Annotated in this window: 18 protein-coding genes; 12 read left to right on the top strand and 6 right to left on the bottom strand. The window is 66.1% G+C overall.

Translation table 11 applies throughout. The features are described 5' to 3' along the window. Positions 1 to 3: 3 nt before the first annotated feature. Positions 4 to 729 carry a dihydromonapterin reductase gene (gene folM / locus C167_RS0114960; protein ID WP_017519086.1) on the bottom strand — a complete coding sequence of 242 codons (726 nt, stop codon included), beginning with the start codon at positions 727 to 729 and terminating at the stop codon, positions 4 to 6. 145 nt (positions 730 to 874) lie between these two features. On the opposite strand from folM, the gene C167_RS0114955 reads away from it, so the two are divergent. Genes C167_RS0114955 through C167_RS33330 form a run of 3 tightly spaced genes read left to right on the top strand, consistent with a single transcriptional unit; the run spans position 875 to position 2,871 of the window. Next, a complete protein-coding gene (locus C167_RS0114955) occupies positions 875 to 1,330 on the top strand; it encodes a flavodoxin (protein WP_017519085.1) in 456 nt (151 codons plus the stop codon). Further along, on the top strand, positions 1,330 to 1,797 hold the full coding sequence (locus C167_RS0114950) for a cupin domain-containing protein (protein WP_017519084.1): 468 nt from the start codon (positions 1,330 to 1,332) through the stop codon (positions 1,795 to 1,797). Before C167_RS0114955 ends, C167_RS0114950 begins: the two co-directional genes overlap by 1 nt. A 9-nt stretch (positions 1,798 to 1,806) precedes the next feature. Next, positions 1,807 to 2,871, top strand: a complete 1,065-nt coding sequence (locus C167_RS33330) for a hypothetical protein (RefSeq protein WP_017519083.1) — start codon at positions 1,807 to 1,809, stop codon at positions 2,869 to 2,871. Between the two features lie 7 nt (positions 2,872 to 2,878). On the opposite strand, the gene C167_RS0114940 is transcribed toward C167_RS33330, so the two are convergent. Then, positions 2,879 to 3,775 carry a LysR family transcriptional regulator gene (locus C167_RS0114940; protein ID WP_017519082.1) on the bottom strand — a complete coding sequence of 299 codons (897 nt, stop codon included), beginning with the start codon at positions 3,773 to 3,775 and terminating at the stop codon, positions 2,879 to 2,881. A gap of 112 nt (positions 3,776 to 3,887) precedes the next feature. Between C167_RS0114940 and C167_RS0114935 the strand changes: the two genes are divergently transcribed. After that, the gene (locus C167_RS0114935) at positions 3,888 to 4,265 is read left to right on the top strand and encodes a CidA/LrgA family protein (RefSeq protein ID WP_017519081.1); all 378 of its coding nucleotides are present in this window, start codon (positions 3,888 to 3,890) and stop codon (positions 4,263 to 4,265) included. Next, entirely contained in the window at positions 4,252 to 4,938 is a 687-nt protein-coding gene (locus C167_RS0114930; RefSeq protein WP_017519080.1) for an LrgB family protein, read from the top strand. The genes C167_RS0114935 and C167_RS0114930 overlap by 14 nt, the downstream gene beginning before the upstream one ends. A 3-nt stretch (positions 4,939 to 4,941) precedes the next feature. On the opposite strand, the gene C167_RS0114925 is transcribed toward C167_RS0114930, so the two are convergent. Then, positions 4,942 to 5,655 (bottom strand): WbqC family protein, encoded by a 714-nt coding sequence (locus tag C167_RS0114925; RefSeq protein ID WP_026079068.1) that lies wholly within the window; start codon positions 5,653 to 5,655, stop codon positions 4,942 to 4,944. Between the two features lie 422 nt (positions 5,656 to 6,077). On the opposite strand from C167_RS0114925, the gene C167_RS0114920 reads away from it, so the two are divergent. From C167_RS0114920 to C167_RS0114900, 5 genes are all read left to right on the top strand, one after another. Beyond that, complete coding sequence (locus tag C167_RS0114920; protein WP_017519078.1) at positions 6,078 to 6,860, top strand: class II aldolase/adducin family protein; 783 nt, start codon at positions 6,078 to 6,080, stop codon at positions 6,858 to 6,860. Then, positions 6,860 to 7,738: an alpha/beta fold hydrolase gene (locus C167_RS0114915; RefSeq protein WP_017519077.1), complete on the top strand. Its 879-nt coding sequence runs from the start codon at positions 6,860 to 6,862 to the stop codon at positions 7,736 to 7,738. The genes C167_RS0114920 and C167_RS0114915 overlap by 1 nt, the downstream gene beginning before the upstream one ends. Positions 7,739 to 7,837: 99 nt before the next feature. Continuing rightward, the gene (locus C167_RS0114910) at positions 7,838 to 8,131 is read left to right on the top strand and encodes a hypothetical protein (protein WP_017519076.1); all 294 of its coding nucleotides are present in this window, start codon (positions 7,838 to 7,840) and stop codon (positions 8,129 to 8,131) included. A 112-nt stretch (positions 8,132 to 8,243) separates the two neighbouring features. Then, positions 8,244 to 9,155, top strand: a complete 912-nt coding sequence (locus C167_RS0114905) for an SDR family oxidoreductase (RefSeq protein ID WP_017519075.1) — start codon at positions 8,244 to 8,246, stop codon at positions 9,153 to 9,155. Positions 9,156 to 9,281: 126 nt separating this feature from the next. Beyond that, positions 9,282 to 10,049: a crotonase/enoyl-CoA hydratase family protein gene (locus C167_RS0114900; RefSeq protein ID WP_017519074.1), complete on the top strand. Its 768-nt coding sequence runs from the start codon at positions 9,282 to 9,284 to the stop codon at positions 10,047 to 10,049. A gap of 204 nt (positions 10,050 to 10,253) precedes the next feature. On the opposite strand, the gene C167_RS0114895 is transcribed toward C167_RS0114900, so the two are convergent. The 3 genes from C167_RS0114895 to C167_RS0114885 all read right to left on the bottom strand — a co-directional run bounded on the left by C167_RS0114895 (position 10,254) and on the right by C167_RS0114885 (position 12,947). Next, complete coding sequence (locus tag C167_RS0114895) at positions 10,254 to 10,601, bottom strand: cupin domain-containing protein (protein ID WP_017519073.1); 348 nt, start codon at positions 10,599 to 10,601, stop codon at positions 10,254 to 10,256. A 58-nt stretch (positions 10,602 to 10,659) separates the two neighbouring features. Further along, positions 10,660 to 12,081, bottom strand: a complete 1,422-nt coding sequence (locus tag C167_RS0114890; protein WP_017519072.1) for an NAD(P)/FAD-dependent oxidoreductase — start codon at positions 12,079 to 12,081, stop codon at positions 10,660 to 10,662. Between the two features lie 113 nt (positions 12,082 to 12,194). After that, positions 12,195 to 12,947 (bottom strand): nuclear transport factor 2 family protein, encoded by a 753-nt coding sequence (locus tag C167_RS0114885; protein ID WP_026079067.1) that lies wholly within the window; start codon positions 12,945 to 12,947, stop codon positions 12,195 to 12,197. Between the two features lie 303 nt (positions 12,948 to 13,250). On the opposite strand from C167_RS0114885, the gene C167_RS0114880 reads away from it, so the two are divergent. Together C167_RS0114880 and C167_RS0114875 are read left to right on the top strand one after the other, a co-directional pair. Continuing rightward, on the top strand, positions 13,251 to 15,062 hold the full coding sequence (locus tag C167_RS0114880) for a DUF1302 domain-containing protein (RefSeq protein ID WP_017519070.1): 1,812 nt from the start codon (positions 13,251 to 13,253) through the stop codon (positions 15,060 to 15,062). Between the two features lie 22 nt (positions 15,063 to 15,084). Beyond that, on the top strand, positions 15,085 to 16,455 hold the full coding sequence (locus tag C167_RS0114875; RefSeq protein WP_017519069.1) for a DUF1329 domain-containing protein: 1,371 nt from the start codon (positions 15,085 to 15,087) through the stop codon (positions 16,453 to 16,455). Positions 16,456 to 16,534 lie beyond the last annotated feature (79 nt).

The raw sequence follows: 16,534 nt of genomic DNA, 5'->3' as shown, positions 1-16,534 counted from the left end.
GGGTCATTTGAGGTGCCGGCCGCCGTTGACGGTGAGGGTAGTGCCGGTCACGTAGGGGCTGTCGAGCAGGTAGCGCACGCTCTGGTAGATCACGTCCGGGCCGGGCTCGATGCCCATGGCGGATTTCGCCAGGGTGCGGGCGCGGTAGGCGTCGTCGTCGCCTTCGTTGAACAGGATCAGTGCCGGCGCGATGCCGTTGACCTTGATACGCGGCGCAAGGCTCGCGGCGAAGGACAGGGTGAGGTTGTCCAGGCCGGCCTTGCTGGCGCAATAGGCGATGCGGTTGGCGCTGCCCTTGCGGGCGACGTCGTCGGAAAGGTGGATGATGTCCGCCGCGGCCCCGCGCTCGGTCGCGTCGCGCTCGAGCAAGGGCGCGCAGCGCAGGTTGATCAGGTAGGGCGCGAGCATGTGCAGGCGGAACAGCGATTCGAAAGCCTGGGCTTCCTCGCCGGGGGTGTCGCCGATCCAGGCCGAGGCGTTGTGGATGATCGCGCGCAGGCGATCGGTATGGGACTTCAGTTGGTCGACGAAGGCGAGGATGCCGGCTTCGTCGGCCAGTTCGGCGTGCAGGCAGGTGGCGCCCAGTTCACGCAGTTCGGCAATGCCGGGCTTGTCCTGGCGATAGCTGACGATGACCGGCTGGCCGTCCCCCAGCAGGCGCTTCGCGCAATGCAGGCCGATGCGCTGGCTGGCGCCGGTGATCAGGATGGGGGCTGGGGTCTGGCCCATGCGCGCCTCGCGAAAATCCACTTCAGGGAGCGCCGCGGCGGACAATGTCCTAGCGGCCGGGTAGGGCAAAACTATACCAGCCCCGGCGCGGTGCGGCACGGATGGGGCATAATGGGCGGCCTTGTCTTGCCTTGTGGGAGTGAACATGAAAGTCGCCATTGTGTCCGGCTCGGTCTACGGCACCGCCGAGGAAGTCGCGCGCCATGCCAGGCGCCTGCTCGAAGCCGCCGGCTTCGAAGCCTGGTACGACCCGCGCGCCACCCTGGACGCCATGCTCGAGTTCGCCCCCGAAGCCTTCCTGGTGGTGACTGCCACCACTGGCATGGGCGACCTGCCCGACAGCTTCCAGCCGCTGTTCCACGCCATCCGCGACCGCCTGCCGGGCGAGTGGCGCGGCCGCCCGGGCGCTGTGCTGGCGCTGGGCGACTCCAGCTACGGCGATACCTACTGCGGCGGTGGAGAGCAGGTGCGTGAACTGTTCGCCGAACTGGGTGTGCAGGAAGTGGTGCCGATGCTGCGCCTGGATGGCAGCGAGACGGTGGACCAGGAGACCGATTCCGAGCCGTGGCTGGCCGATTTCATCGCCGCGCTGAAGGCCTGATGCACTCGCGCGCCCGCTTTCTGATCGACACCCTGCAGCTCGCCCCGCATCCCGAGGGCGGCTTCTACCGGCGGGTGTTCGAATCGGGGCTCGTGGGCGCCGCTGGCCGGCTGCAGTCCTCGGCCATCCTCTTCCTTTTACCCGCCGGCACCGTCAGCCGCTGGCACCGCGTGGACGCCGACGAGCTCTGGCATTTCCACGAAGGCAGCCCGCTGGAGTTATTGATCGCCGAGCGGGCGGATGCCGAGGTACGTCGTGAAACGCTTGGCCCGGTGGGCGAGGGCAGTCTGCCGCAGCGCGCCGTGCCCGCCCACGCCTGGCAAGCTGCGCGTTGCCTGGGAGATTACGTGCTGGTGGGTTGCACCGTGTCGCCGGCTTTCGAGTTCGCTGGCTTCAAGTTGCTCGCCGACGATGGCCAGGCGCAGCGGGAATGGCCGCGCCTGATGGAGTTCACCGATCTGCTCTGAGGGACAAGGATGATCCCGGTACCGCTGTTTTCCCCGGCCCTGCTGATCACGCTCGGCGTGTCGGCACTGGCCGTCCTGGCCCTGCTGCTGTGGCTGCTGGCCTTGTGCTTGCTCCGCCCGGCGCGCCAGTGGTGGAGGCGCCACCGTACGGTTTCCTGGAGCCTGCTGGTGGTGCTGCTGGTGCTGTGTATTCCGCAGGCCTACATGGCTTACGTCTGGCATGCGGTTGGCGAGGAGATGCGGCAGGAACAGGCGGCCCGTCACCCGACCCTCACTGAGCCGGCGCGCATCCGCGGCCTCGACGTGCCGGCCGGCACGCGCCTGTCGTTGCCCGGCTCCCATGATTGGCAGGCCGCCGAGGAGGTCGAGTTTCCGGTGCCGACACCGGTTCACGGGATTCCCGCGCTCTCCGTGCGCTTCAGCTCCACCTGGGACGAGCAGACGCCAGCGGGCGCTTCGGTAGAGTGGCCCGTCCATGAATTGCGCATCGCCGCGCCGGCCACGGTCGATGGCTGGCACTGCGGCCTGCAGGCGCCGATGCGCCTGTCGGTGCGGGCGGACTCGGAAGTCTTGCTGATGGGCTGCCAGATTGCGGCGGGCAATCATGCTGCCGGCCTGGATATTCCGACGGACAGCGAACTGATGCGCTACACCACGACCTACGGCGATGGCCTGCGCGACGCTGACGTCTGGCGCATCGACGTCCACGCGCCGCTGCAGTTGGCGCAGCTACCCCTGTCCGGCGTCACCCTGCTGCTGGACCGCGAGCGCAGGCTGTATGGCTTCGAGAGCGCCAACCTGGCTCGGGAATTCACCCTGGGCGAGATCAGCTACCCCGCCGGGACACAGGTTCAGTCGGTCAATCGCACCCTGCGTGACCGCGCTCCGGGCGCTTGGCTGTTCACTCCCGTGAATGGCAAGGCAGCGCGGCGTGCGGACGGCGCGACGATTGCCGAAGGCATGACCGTGGTCCAGCAGCCTGACGGGCGCATCGAAGCCGAGTTGCCCAACGATAAGGCTGGCGTGATCGTCTTCGACACTTTCGACTTCTCGCCGGAGGACGCGGGTTCGTAAGCCCGCGTCACTCCGAGCCCTGCGCATGCAGCGGCATCTCCACCATCAACGCCAGCCAGGCCTTCGCCGCATTCGACAGGTAGGCATCGCGGCGCCAGATGAAGCTGATATCCCAGCGCAGGTCGGGCCGGCTCAGCAGTGCGCGCACCAGCCCTGGCCGCTCCAGGCCCTTCGCTACCACCCGGGGCAGCAGCACCGCACCTTGCCCGGCGGCGACCAGCGCGCCGAGGAAGTCCGCCTGGCCGCTGCGGCCGCCTTCCTTCGGCTCGAAACCGACCTCGCGGCAGGCGCGCAGCAGCCGGTCGTTGAGGGTGAAGCTCTGCTGGTAGAGCAGGAAGGGGGTGTCGGAGAGCTCCGCGAGCTCCAGGCTCTCGCGGCCCGCCAGCGGGTGTGCGGCGGGCAGCAGCACATCCAGCGGCTCGTTGCAGAAGGGCTGCCAGTCGAAGCCGGGATCGTCCGGCGTGAGGCCGCCGCCCAGTTCCAGTTCACCGCTGTAGACCATCTCTTCCATGGTCTTGCTGCCGCCCTCGATCAGGTGCACGGCGATGTTCGGGTAGCGCCGCCGGTATTCGGCGAAACGTCCGGCGAACAAAGCATCGGCGCCGAGCAGCGGCAGGCCCAGGCGCAGTTCGCCGCGGTGCAGGTGGGTGAGGTCGTCCAGTTCGGTGTGCAGTTCGCGGCGCAGGCGCAGCATGTCCTCGGCGCGGCGCAGCACGACTTCGCCAGCGGCGGTCAGGCGCAAGTGCGGGCCGCTGCGCTCCAGCAGTTGTACGCGCAGGCTCTGCTCCAATTGCGCGACCTGCTTGCTCACCGCCGACTGGCTGGCGTTCAGGTACACCGCCGCCTGGGTGAAACTGCCGTGGCGTACGACTTCGGCGAAGGTGCGCAACTGCTTGAATTCCATTCTGGAATGGCTCCGATTCGATCTATTCGCTTTGGGGATGATAGGCGTGGGAGTAGGCTTTGCGCCATTCCCATCGATTTTCCTTCCCGCTCAACGCATCGAGATCGCCGCCATGTTCCGCCGCGCCGCCCGCCTGATTTTCGAACTCGCCATCCTTGCCGCCTTCTGGTGGGTGGGCGGCTGGATCGCCACGCTCAGCGGCCTGCCGCTGCCGGGCGGGGTGATCGGCCTGGCGCTGCTGCTGGCGCTGTTCGCCTGCGGGGCGATCCGCCCGGCCCTGCTGCAGGGCGGGGCCGGCCTGCTGCTGGCGGAGATGCTGCTGTTCTTCATCCCCGCGCTGATGAGCCTGCTGGACTACGGCCCGCTGCTGCGCAGCGAGGGCTGGAAGATTCTGCTGGTGATCACCGCCAGCACCGTGATGGTGATGCTCTCCACCGCCCTGGCGGTGGAATGGATGTGCAACAGGAGTTCGCGCCATGAGCCTCGATAAGCAAGCCCTGTTCTGGTTGGCCGTGACCCTGGGCGGGTATCTGCTCAGCCGTACCCTCTACCGCCGTTTCCAGCGGTACTGGCTGTCGCCCATCGTTTTCGTGCCGGTGCTGCTGTTTGCGCTGGCCATCCCGCTGCAGGCCCGCTACGCCGACTACGCCCGCGATACCAGTTGGCTGGTGGCGCTGCTCGGCCCGGCCACCGTGGCCTTCGCCATCCCGATCTGGCAGCAGCGCGCCTTGCTCGTCCGGCATTGGCCGGCCTTGCTGACCGGCATGCTGGCCGGCTCGACCATGGCCATCGGCAGTTCCTGGGCGCTGGCCCATGCGCTGGCGCTGGATGGCCAGGTGACCCTTTCGCTGATCCCGCGCTCGATCACCACCCCCTTCGCCATGGAAATGTCCCATGACCTGGGCGGCGTGCCGGCGCTGACGGCGGCCTTCGTGATGATCACCGGGGTGTTCGGCGCGCTGATCGGCGGCGTGCTGATGAAGCTGCTGCGCCTGCGTTCCGCCCTGGCCCGTGGCGCACTGCTGGGCGTCGGCGCCCACGGCGCGGGCACCAGCCGGGCCTACGAGTTCGGCGGTGAGGAGGGTTCGGCGGCCGGCCTGCTGATGGTCCTGACCGGGCTGTTCAACCTGCTGCTGGCGCCAGTCCTGGCGTGGTGCCTGTAAGGCCTAGCTCAGCTCGTAGGCATCGAGCATGCGCGAGACGTCGGCGGGGGAGTTGAACATCATCACGTCGATGATCGACAGGCCCGCCTCGAAGGTCGGGCGCTTCTGTTCGTAGGGCACCAGCTTGGGTTCCTGGAAGCGCAGGATCAGTCCGGCGGCGTCGTACTTGCGGCGATCGAAGAAGCTCTGCCCGCCCGGCGGGTTCCAGTATTCCTCTACGCCCCCCAGCGCCTTGCAGATGTTCAGCGCCCATTCGTCCGGCGCGGTCGGTCGCTCCATCGGCAGGTCCATGCGCGAGAGCACCGGCATCTGCCGGGGGAAGCCCAGGTAGGCACAGGTCGCCTCCAGGGTGGCCTTGTTCAGCGAAACGATGTCCTGGAACGGGTGGTCGAGGGAGGCTGCGATCATCTCGCGCACGTCCCGGTAGTAAGGCGCTACCTTGCGGTACACGTCCAGCTGGGAGAACAGGCTGCGCCGCCAGTCCTGGCGGTTGTCGACCTGCACGTCGCAGATCAGCGTCTCGCGGTGGTGCTTGACCCGCGGCACGCGGATGTACAGCCAGCCGTCCTGCTGCTTGAGGATGCGGTTGCGCTCGATCCAGCCGTGATGGATGTACTGCACCGTATCGAACAGCACGAACAGGTCGGTGTGCTTGATCAGGCTGAAGTAGCCCAGGTATGGAAAGAAATAGGGCTGCATGATGGCGGTTCGTTTCACGTCGGCTGCCTCGTTGGCCGAACTGGAGTCTCCTCCCGACTCCCGGGTACTACGCGAGCGTGTTGCAAAAGATATTGCGAAATGTTTCCAAATGGGTTGGAGATGCCGCAAAGGGCGTCGGGGCAGGTGCGAAGATCGGGCACGCTTCCGCCAGCCCTGACGTGCGAACTGGCTGCCGCACTGTCTGGATAGCGCTTTTGGAGGGGGTCGCCATGGCGCCCGGGAATGCCGGCGCCGCTGCAGGCGACTGTGCCCACTATAGGTGGGGATATCGCCCGCGCAAGGCGGATTGGCAGCCCGCGCTTATAGGGGAACATTCGCCAGGCGCTGACGCCGGACAACTGTCAGTTCCGTGACAGTCGCCGGGCCGCCGGGCTGACTAGACTGCGCCATCGGATAACAACAACGAAGAGGCTACCGACATGCACGCCGCTCACCCGCTGCCCACCGTCAACGTCAAGGACCAGGTCTCCGCCGCCGAATGGCAGACCCGCGTCGACCTCGCCGCCTGCTATCGGCTGATCGCCCTGCAGGGCTGGGACGATCTGATCTTCACCCACATTTCGGCCAAGGTCCCCGGCACCGAGGACTTCCTGATCAACCCGTACGGCATGATGTTCCACGAGATCACTGCCTCGAGCCTGGTGAAGGTGGACCTGTCGGGCAAGAAGCTGATGGACAGCCCCTACGACATCAACCCGGCGGGCTACACCATCCACAGCGCCATCCATGAAGTACGCCACGACGTCGAATGCGTGCTGCATACGCACACTGCCGCCGGCATTGCCGTGTCCGCGCAGAAGCAGGGCCTGCTGCCGATTTCCCAGCAGTCGCTGTTCGTTCTCTCCAGCCTCGCCTACCACGGCTACGAGGGCGTGGCGTTGAACCATGACGAGAAGGCACGCCTGCAGGCTGACCTGGGCGATGCCAACTTCATGATCCTGCCCAACCACGGCCTGCTGACCTGCTCGGGCACCATCGCCGACACCTTCCTGATGATGTTCACGATGCAGCGCGCGTGCGAGATCCAGGTACTGGCCCAGGGCGGCGGCGCCGAGCTGATCATGATCCCGCAACAGATCCTCGACGGCGCCCGCGCCATGGCTGCCGCCGTCACCAGGAGCAAGCAGGGCATGGGTGGCGCGCTGGCTTGGCCGGCACTGCTGCGCAAGCTGGACCTGCAAAACCCCGGCTACCGCGACTGATGGCCTTGGCCGGCATCGCCCTGCGCGACTGGCGCGCGCAGGGCAGCGACTTCACCTTCCGAGGACATGCAGTACGTTACTGGAGCGCCGGCAGCGGCGCTCCGCTGCTGCTGGTACACGGTTTCCCAACCGCCTCCTGGGATTGGCACACCCTCTGGCAACCGCTGGCCGAGCGCTACCGGGTGATCGCCTGCGACATGCTCGGTTTCGGCGATTCCGCCAAACCCAGGGGGCACGACTACCGCATCCTCGAACAGGCCGACCTGCAACAGGCGCTGCTGCAGTACCTGGGCGTGCGCGAGCCGGTTCACCTGCTGGTGCACGACTACGGCAACAGCGTCGGCCAGGAGCTGCTGGCACGACACGAGGAGGGCGGCTTCGCCCTGGCTTCGCTGGTCTTCCTCAACGGCGGGCTGTTTCCGGAAACCCACCGCGCGGTGCTCTCGCAGAAGCTGCTGCTCGGCCCGTTCGGTTTCCTGTTCGGCCGGTTGTTCGACCGAAAGCGTCTGGCGCAGAACTTCGCCAAGGTGTTCGGCCCGCAGACCCAGCCGTCGGAGGCGGAGCTCGATGCCTTCTGGGAGCTGATCCGTCACAACGACGGGCCGCGGGTCATGCACCGGCTGATCCATTACATCCTCGACCGTCGCCGGCATCGCGAGCGCTGGGTGGGCGCAATGCAGGGCACTTCGGTACCGCTGCGCCTGATCGATGGACCGGAAGACCCGATCTCCGGCGCGCACATGGTGGTTCGCTACCGGGAGTTGATCCCGCAGCCGGATACCGTCGAACTGCCCGGTATCGGCCACTACCCGCAGGTCGAGGCGCCGGAGCAGGTGCTACAGCACTATCTGGCGTTCCGACAGGAAAGGGCTCCCTAGGTACGGACCGATCCATCAGTAGTTTCGGAACTGACTGATAGATCACCTCTGAGCGGCAACGGTAGTTTCCCCGGTTTTGTCCAGCCGGAGGCCGCTGCCATGCCACTCAGATCCGTCATTCCCGTCCGCCAGCCGCAGGGTTCGCTGCTGTACCGGGCGTTGCTGCACTTGCGCCGGGACTTCGCCTTCATCGCCGTTCCCGTGCTGCTGGTGCTGGTCGCTATCTGTGCGGCCGGCGGCTATTACGCCTGGCTCACGCAGGACTGGGTGCCGGCCGCACTGGGCGCACTGGCGCTGCTGCCGGCCTTCGGCCTGCTGCTGTTCTGGAGCGAGTACGACTGGTGGCTGTTCAAGCTCGGCCCGCGCTCGGAGCTGAACCTGCCGATGCGCTGACGGATCATCCCCTGGCCTTATCGGGCACCATTCAGCCTTGGTCGTCTTGGTTGTGACCGGATCGTGACTGCCGGACACTCCGGGAAAAACCATCCTGCCTGGAGCCCCAATCATGAGTGATGCCCTGCACTTCGACGGAAAAGTCGTGATCGTTACCGGAGCCGGTGGCGGCATCGGCCGTGCCCACGCCTTGTTGTTCGCCAAGTACGGCGCCAAGGTAGTGGTGAACGACCTGGGCGGCAGCACCCATGGCGAAGGCGCCAACGCCTCGGCCGCCGACCGCGTGGTGGCGGAAATCCGCGAAGCCGGCGGCGTCGCCATCGCCAACCATGACTCGGTGACCGACGGCGAGAAGATCGTCCGCCAGGCCGTCGAGGCGTTCGGTCGTATCGACGTGGTGGTGAACAACGCCGGCATCCTGCGCGACAAGACCTTCCACAAGATGGAAGACGCCGACTGGGACCTGGTCTACAAGGTCCATGTCGAAGGCGCCTACAAGGTGACCCGCGCCGCCTGGCCGTTCATGCGCGAGCAGGGCTACGGCCGGGTGATCTTCACTTCGTCCACCTCCGGCATCTACGGCAACTTCGGCCAGAGCAACTACGGCATGGCCAAGCTGGGCCTCTACGGACTGACTCGCAACCTGGCCATCGAAGGCCGCAAGAACAATATCTTCGTGAATGCCATCGCCCCCACCGGCGGCACCCGCATGACCGAGGGCCTGATCCCGCCGCAGGTGTTCGAGGCGCTCAAGCCCGAACTGGTCAGCCCGCTGGTGGTGTACCTGGGCAGCGAGGCCTGCCAGGAAACCTCCGGCCTGTTCGAAGTCGGCGGCGGCTGGATCGGCAAGGTGCGCTGGGAGCGCAGCCTGGGCGTGGGCTTCGACCCGCGCGAGGGCTTCAGCGTCGAGGATGTGGCGGCCAACTTCGCGCAGATCTGCAACTTCGACAACGCCGTGCACCCCAAGGACAACGTCGAGGCGCTGCGCGAAATGATGGCGAACCTGCAGAAATACGCCGGCTGATCCGGCCAGGCTGACCGGCGGAACGGCCAGCGGGGCTGTTCCACGGTGGCGAACGCAGTAAGGTGAAAGGGCCGGCTCAAAACCGGCCCTTTCGCTTTTCTGATTCCTGTCCCCTAGGAGTTCGCCATGAGCGTGATAATCCAGAAGAACGGCCCGGTGACCACCCTGGTCATCGCCCGCCCTGCGGTGCGTAACGCCGTGGACCTGCCCACCGCCCAGGCGCTGGCCGATGCCCTGCGCGATTTCGAACAGGACGAGGAAGCCCGCGTCGCCGTGCTCACCGGCGCCGGCGGGACCTTCTGCGCGGGCGCCGACCTGGCGGCGGTGGCCGAGGGCGGCGAGCGGCGCAACCGCCTGGAAACCGAAGGCGACGGCCCCATGGGGCCGAGCCGCATGCACTTGTCGAAGCCTCTTATCGCCGCCATCGAGGGCTACGCGGTGGCCGGCGGCCTGGAGCTGGCGCTGCTGGCCGACCTGCGGGTGATGGCCGAGGATGCGGTATGCGGGGTGTTCTGCCGGCGCTTCGGCGTGCCGCTGATCGACGGCGGCACTGTGCGCTTGCCGCGCATCGTCGGCCAGGGGCGGGCGCTGGACCTGATCCTGACCGGTCGCCCGGTGGGCGCGCAGGAAGCTTTGGCGATGGGCTTGGCCAACCGGGTGGTAGCCAGCGGTACGGCACTGGAGGCGGCCGAGGAGTTGGCGCGGGAGATCGCCGAGTTTCCGCAGCGTTGCATGCTGGCCGACCGGGCGAGTGTGTTCGCGCAGTGGGAGCTGTCGTTCGACGTGGCGCTGGCCAACGAATTCCAGGGTGGGATGGCGGTGATCGAAAGCGGCGAGACGGCGGACGGGGCGAAGCGTTTCGCCGGTGGGGAAGGGCGACATGGGACATTCTGAAGGGGCGGGGAAAGTCTTTGAGCGCCCTCTCCCCAGCCCTCTCCCTGAAGGGAGAGGGAGCCGTTCGTGCAAACGGATTGCATTGTGCTTCCCTGCGAACTCGGATATGGCGCTTAACTCTGAACGGTCCCCTCTCCCTTCAGGGAGAGGGTTAGGGAGAGGGGGAGGCCTGCGCACCGAACCTTCCCATCACCAACAGGCCAATCAATCGCGCTCGATGATCACGTAGGTCTTGCGCGTGGTTTCCTGGATATCCCAGATGCCCAGGCTGTTCTGCGGCAGCAGGAAGGCGTCGCCGGCCTGGAAGGCGATCGGCTCGCCGCCGTCCGGGGTGAAGGTGCCGCGGCCGGCGATGAAGTGGCAGAACTCCTGCTCGACGATCTGCCGGCGCCAGCGCCCGGGAGTGCATTCCCAGATGCCGGTTTCCACGCGATCGGTGCGCTCGATGGATTCCACGCGGGTCTCGGAGACCGGCTCGCCCAGCGGCACGGCGACCGGGCTGGCTTCACCGAGTTCGGCGTGCAGGGTGTCTTTCAGGTGGGTCAGTTTCATACGGGGCTCCAGTGGGCTTTCTATTCGGGGACTGGCTGTTGGCAAGCCGGTCGGCGTTTCAGCCGACCTTCCAGGTCATCAGGTTTTCCATGCTGGCGGCGACCTTCTCGGCCAGCCGGCGGCGCCAGGGCGCGCTGTGCGGGTTGGCCAGCACATCGTCCTCGTGCACGAAGCTGCGGATGATGGCGTTGTAGCCCAGCCAGCGGCAGGGCTCCGGCTCCCAGCCGCGCAGGCCGTCCTGCACGCTGCGGTCGTTGATCACCCAGGGCTGGCGGGTGAGGGCGCTGTCCTGGCCGAGGATCAGGTCGGCGAGGGTGCGGCCGCCCAGGTTGGTGGCGCCTACGCCTTCGCCGCCATAGCCGCCGGAGAGGGCGATGCCGTTGCGGCGGTCGATCAGCATGTGCGGGTGGAAACGCCGCGACATGCCCAGGTTGCCGCCCCAGGTGTGGGTGATGCGCACGTCCTTGAGTTGCGGGAACAGCTCGCCAAACAGGTAGCGGCGCAGGCCGACTTCATCATCGGTCAGGCTGAAGTCGTTGCGCAGCTTGCCGCCGAAGCGGTAGCCGCCGCGGGCGCCGAAAGCCAGGCGGTTGTCCGGGGTGCGCTGGCCATAGGTGACCTGGCGGCTGAATTCGCTGAAGGCCTGGCCCTTGTCGAGGCCGATTTCCGCCCACACCGAGTCGGGTAGCGGCTCGGTGGCCACCAGCAGGCTCTGCACCGGCAGTTGGTAATTACCCAGCGGCGGCAGGTCGGCGGCGTAGCCTTCGATGGCCGGCACTATCCAGTGAGCCTTCAGCTCACCCTGGGCGGTGCGCAGCAGGCCAGGCTGCCAGTGGGTGACGCGGCTCTTCTCGAAAATCTGCGTGCCCTGGCGCTCCACGGCGCGGGCCAGGCCACGCACCAGCTTGGCCGGGTCGATGGTGGCGCAGTGCGGGGTGTGGATGGCGCCCAGCGCACTGGGAATGCGCAGTTGTTCGGCCAGCTCGCTCTTGCTCAGCCAGCGGTAGTCGTCCTCGGTCAGGCCTTCGGCATGCAGGTGGGCGAGGTACTCGCGCAGGCGGGTTTCCTGCTCCGGATAGCGCGCGGCGGTATAGAGCACGCCGCCCTTGCGGTAGTCGCAGTCGATGCCTTCGCGGTCGAGCACACGGGCCACTTCATCGGGGATGTCGTGCAGCAGGTCGTAGGACGCGCGGCGCTGCTCGGGCGACAGGGCGGCGAGCAGGCGGTCTTCGCCCAGCATGTTGCCCATCAGCCAGCCGCCATTGCGGCCCGAGGCGCCGAAGCCGGCAGTTTCGGCCTCGACGATGGCGATTTTCAGCTGCGGTGCGCGCAGTTTCAGGTAGTACGCGGTCCACAAGCCGGTATAGCCGGCGCCAGCGATGGCCACATCGACGTCCAGGGTGCCCTGCAGGGGCGGCCGCGGGACGAGATCATCGTCCAGCTGGTTCATCCACAGACTGATATGACGCCATGCCGACATAGACGACTCCAAAGGGAAGAAGGGGGAATGTCGGCAAGCCTAGATTTGGCGCGGGGTTCTGTCGTGCGCGCGGGTACGCGAGGATTGCTCGCGTACCCGCCGGCAGGGGCGCATCAGGGCTCCTGCTGTTCCTCGCGCAGGCGCTTGAGGTATTCGCGTGGCGACTGTCCGGTCTGCTGGCGGAAGCAGCGATAGAAGGCCGAAAGCGAGTTGAAGCCGGCGGAGAAGGCCAGCTCGTCGATCCGCGAAGGCAGCGGCGGGCGCAGTTGGCTGAGCAGATGGGTCAGGCGCGTCTGGTTGACGTATTGGTAGAAGCTCAGCCCCATCACCTGATTGAGCAGGTAGGAAATCTGGTTGCGGGTGTAGCCGGTGGCGGTGGCCACCTGGGTCAGGTCCAGGTCCGGCGCGAGGTACGGCTGGCTCTTGCTGAAATAGTCTTCCAGGTCGCTGGCCAACTGGCTGAGCTGCCGCGGCGAAAGGCCAAGCCGGCTGGTGGCCGGGCGCGGGTCGACGGATTGCGGCCGGCTTTCACCGCCTTCGCGCACCACCGAGGCGTATTCGTTGATGCGCCAGATCAGGCCGTCGCGCACGGTGATCGCTTCGCTGGAATGGAAAGTCGCCAGGCGCCCGCTCAATGTCACCGCGATGCGGTATTGGATGAAGGCGGTGTCGCCGTCCACGCGGATGCGGTCGATGTGGTCGAGGAACTCTTCCGGGCGGCTGGGCATGGTGCTCTGCACGTAGTCGCGCAGGTCGGCGTAGCCCAGGGTGCGGTTCTGGAAGAAGTCGTTGTACTGCACCTGTGGGTGATACAGCGCGAGCACCGCTTCGAGGTCGCGATGCTTCCAGCACTGGTGATAGCGCAGCACCACCTCGCGGGTCTGCTCGGTCAGGTGGCTGTCGGTCGGGCGTTGGTCGATGGCATGCATAGGGGGCTAAGGATGCCCCAGACCGCGCTTCACGGGTAGTGGCAAAGCACTTACAAGCCCCAGGCACTATCCATCGTCTCGATGATTCGTCATCGCCTGCACCAATATCGCCCGCCATGGTCCGTCCTAGAAGGGGGATTCACTCTTTCGGGCGACACGCCAAATACCACCTTGGAGCGCTTACTCCCCGTCAGGTCGCTCAGTAGGGTAAGGCCACCTAGACACCGTCAGGAGAGCCGCATGACAACAAAAACAAGGCGCGGATTCTTCCAACCGCAACTTCTCGCCACTGCCGTCGCCCTGGGATGCGCCACCCAGGCTCAGGCAATCAACTTCAACATCGGGGAGATCGAAGGGCAGTTCGATTCCAGCCTGTCCGTGGGGGCCAGCTGGAGTACCCAGAGTCCGAAGCAGGATCTGATCGGTGCCGCCAACGGCGGCCACGGCATGACCCAGACCAACGACGATGGTCGGCTGAACTTCCGTAAGGGGGATACCTTCTCGAAAATCTTCAAGGGCATCCACGACCTGGAGCTGAAGTACGGGGACTTCGGCGTGTTCACCCGGGGCAAGTACTGGTACGACTTCCGTCTGAAGGACGAAAGCACCGACTGGAAGCAGATTTCCGATGACGGCCGCAAGGAAGGCGCCAAGTCTTCCGGGGCGCAGCTGCTCGACGCCTTCGGCTACTACAACTACGCCATTGCCGATATGCCCGGCACCGTGCGGGTGGGCAAGCAGGTGGTGAGCTGGGGTGAAAGCACCTTCATCGGCAACAGCATCAACACCATCAACCCCATCGACGTTTCCGCCTTCCGCCGTCCCGGTTCGGAGATCAAGGAAGGCCTGATCCCGGTGAACATGCTGTACATGTCGCAGAGCGTGACCGACTCGCTCTCCGTTGAAGGTTTCTACCAGCTGGAGTGGGACCAGACGGTGCTGGACAACTGCGGCACCTTCTTCTCTACCACCGACGTCGCTGCCGACGGTTGCAACACCAACTACAACATCCTCGACCCGGCTACCGTCAACTCGCTGAACGCGCCGGCGACCAAGGCATTGCTCAACTCCCTGGGCGTCACCGTCACCCCCGAGGGCCTGATGGTGCCGCGCGGTGCCGACCGCGACGCACGTGACTCCGGTCAGTGGGGGCTGGCCCTGCGCTGGCTGGGCGACGACGTGGAATACGGCGCCTACGCCATGAACTACCACAGCCGCACGCCGATCGTGAGCATGAAGAACGCCGGCACCGCCGACATCGGCAATGTCCTGCGCGCGCTCTCCGTGCCCGGTGGCGCCGCGCTGGCCCAGCCGTTGCTGCTGGGGCGTGGCAACTACTTCCTGGAGTACCCGGAAGACATCCGCCTGTATGGTCTGAGCTTCTCCACCACCCTGCCCACCGGCACCGCGTGGAACGGCGAGATCAGCTACCGGCCGAACATGCCGCTGCAGCTCAATACCACCGACATGACGCCGTTGCTCGCCACTACCGTGGTCGGCGGCTTCACCAGTGGTGGTGCGGCCGGCGCGCTGGCCCAGGCCAACCGCATCAGCCACGGTTACGTGCGCAAGGAAGTGACCCAGGCACAGACCACCTTCACCCACTTCTTCGACCAGACCATGGGCGCGGACCGCCTGACCCTGGTGGGCGAAGTCGGCGTGACCTACGTCGGCGGCATGACCAATGAAGTCGGCGAGCGCTACGGCCGCGATTCGGTGTACGGCGTGCCGGAGAACGCCACCGCGCGCAACGAGTACGGCAGCGGCGGCTTCTATACCTCGTCTTCCTGGGGTTACCGCGGCCGCGCCATCTGGGACTACAACAACGTCTTCGCCGGGGTGAATCTCAAACCGAACGTGGCCTGGTCCCATGACGTGCACGGCTACGGCCCGGTCTTCAATGAAGGCAGCAAGGCCGCCAGCGTCGGACTCGATGCGGACTACCAGAACACCTACACCGCGAGCCTGAACTACACGAACTTCTTCGGCGGCGACTACAACACCATCGTCGACCGGGACTTCGTTTCGCTCAGCTTCGGCGTGAACTTCTGACCTGCCTGCTCAAGGAATCGACATGAGAACGACAAGAATCCTCCAATGCGGTGCGCTGGCCCTGAGCCTGCTGTCCTGCGGCGTGATGGCGGCGGTATCCGCCGATGAAGTGGCCAAGCTCGGCACCAGCCTCACGCCCATGGGCTCGCAGAAGGAAGGCAACGCCGACGGCAGCATCCCGGCCTGGACCGGCGGCATCTCCCGCACCGCCGGCAAGGTCGATGGCAAGGGCTTCCTCGCCGATCCCTTCGCTGACGAGAAACCGCTGTTCACCATCACCGCGCAGAACGCCGACCAGTACAAGGACAAGCTTGCCCCCGGCCAGTTGGCGATGTTCAAGCGCTACCCGGACAGCTACAAGATCCCGGTGTACAAGACCCACCGCAGCTTCGCCCTGCCCGATGACATCTACGGCGCGATCAAGCGAAGCGCCGAGTTCGTCCAGCCGATCAACGACGGCAATGGCCTGGAGAACTTCGAGAAGAGCCGCTATTACGCCTTCCCGCTGCCCAAGAACGGCGTGCAGGCGCTGTGGAACCACCTGACCCGCTACCACGGCGGCAACATCTCCCGCGTGGTGGTGCAGGTCGTGCCGCAGACCAACGGCAGCTACACGCCGATCCGCTTCGAGGAATCGATCGCGGTGCCGCAGAACATGGCTGACCAGGATGCCAGCAAGACCAGCAACATCCTCACCTACTTCAAGCAGCAGGTAACGGCTCCGGCGCGCCTGGCCGGTAACGTCCTGCTGGTGCACGAGACCCTGGACCAGGTGAAGGAGCCGCGCCTGGCGTGGATCTACAACGCCGGCCAGCGCCGCGTGCGCCGCGCACCGCAGGTGGCGTACGACGGCCCGGGCACCGCCTCGGACGGCATGCGTACCTCGGACAACTACGACATGTTCTCCGGCGCCCCGGACCGTTACGACTGGAAGCTGGTGGGCAAGCGCGAGATGTACATCCCGTACAACAGCTACCGCCTCAACTCGCCGACGCTCAAGTATGACGACATCGTCAAGCCGGGCCATATCAACCAGGACCTGACCCGTTACGAACTGCACCGCGTGTGGGAAGTGGTGGGCACCCTGAAGTCCGGCGAGCGCAACATCTACGGCCAGCGCCACTTCTACCTCGACGAGGACAGCTGGCAGATCGCCGTGTCCGAGCTGTACGACGGTCGTGGCCAGCTGTGGCGCGTCGGCGAAGGCCACTCGATGGTCTTCTATCCAGAACTGGCTACCGGCTACGCCGCCGAATCGCTGTACGACATCCTTGCCGGCCGCTACGTGACTTTCGGCCTCAACAACGAGGAGAAGCGTGGCTACGTGTTCGGCAACAAGGCCTCCATGGCCGACTTCACCCCGGCCGCGCTGCGTAACACCGGCGTGCGCTGAGTAACACCCGCTCCTTGGCCCCGGCATCCCGCGTGGATGCCGGGTTTCTTTTTTTGCCCTTCGATGCGGCGCCATCTCT

This window comes from Pseudomonas nitroreducens TX1, from assembly GCF_000313755.1.
Taxonomy (GTDB): Bacteria; Pseudomonadota; Gammaproteobacteria; order Pseudomonadales; family Pseudomonadaceae; genus Pseudomonas; species Pseudomonas nitroreducens_A.
Note: the sequence above shows the minus strand (reverse complement) of the source record. Positions and strands in the feature narration are given on the sequence as shown.

Excerpts from the sequence above, each read along its gene's own strand:
- folM (WP_017519086.1), bottom strand. The coding sequence starts at position 729 with ATGGGCCAGACCCCAGCCCCCATCCTGATCACCGGCGCCAGCCAGCGC.
- C167_RS0114955 (WP_017519085.1), top strand. The coding sequence starts at position 875 with ATGAAAGTCGCCATTGTGTCCGGCTCGGTCTACGGCACCGCCGAGGAA.
- C167_RS0114950 (WP_017519084.1), top strand. The coding sequence starts at position 1,330 with ATGCACTCGCGCGCCCGCTTTCTGATCGACACCCTGCAGCTCGCCCCG.
- C167_RS33330 (WP_017519083.1), top strand. The coding sequence starts at position 1,807 with ATGATCCCGGTACCGCTGTTTTCCCCGGCCCTGCTGATCACGCTCGGC.
- C167_RS0114940 (WP_017519082.1), bottom strand. The coding sequence starts at position 3,775 with ATGGAATTCAAGCAGTTGCGCACCTTCGCCGAAGTCGTACGCCACGGC.
- C167_RS0114935 (WP_017519081.1), top strand. The coding sequence starts at position 3,888 with ATGTTCCGCCGCGCCGCCCGCCTGATTTTCGAACTCGCCATCCTTGCC.
- C167_RS0114930 (WP_017519080.1), top strand. The coding sequence starts at position 4,252 with ATGAGCCTCGATAAGCAAGCCCTGTTCTGGTTGGCCGTGACCCTGGGC.
- C167_RS0114920 (WP_017519078.1), top strand. The coding sequence starts at position 6,078 with ATGCACGCCGCTCACCCGCTGCCCACCGTCAACGTCAAGGACCAGGTC.
- C167_RS0114915 (WP_017519077.1), top strand. The coding sequence starts at position 6,860 with ATGGCCTTGGCCGGCATCGCCCTGCGCGACTGGCGCGCGCAGGGCAGC.
- C167_RS0114910 (WP_017519076.1), top strand. The coding sequence starts at position 7,838 with ATGCCACTCAGATCCGTCATTCCCGTCCGCCAGCCGCAGGGTTCGCTG.
- C167_RS0114905 (WP_017519075.1), top strand. The coding sequence starts at position 8,244 with ATGAGTGATGCCCTGCACTTCGACGGAAAAGTCGTGATCGTTACCGGA.
- C167_RS0114900 (WP_017519074.1), top strand. The coding sequence starts at position 9,282 with ATGAGCGTGATAATCCAGAAGAACGGCCCGGTGACCACCCTGGTCATC.
- C167_RS0114895 (WP_017519073.1), bottom strand. The coding sequence starts at position 10,601 with ATGAAACTGACCCACCTGAAAGACACCCTGCACGCCGAACTCGGTGAA.
- C167_RS0114890 (WP_017519072.1), bottom strand. The coding sequence starts at position 12,081 with ATGTCGGCATGGCGTCATATCAGTCTGTGGATGAACCAGCTGGACGAT.
- C167_RS0114880 (WP_017519070.1), top strand. The coding sequence starts at position 13,251 with ATGACAACAAAAACAAGGCGCGGATTCTTCCAACCGCAACTTCTCGCC.
- C167_RS0114875 (WP_017519069.1), top strand. The coding sequence starts at position 15,085 with ATGAGAACGACAAGAATCCTCCAATGCGGTGCGCTGGCCCTGAGCCTG.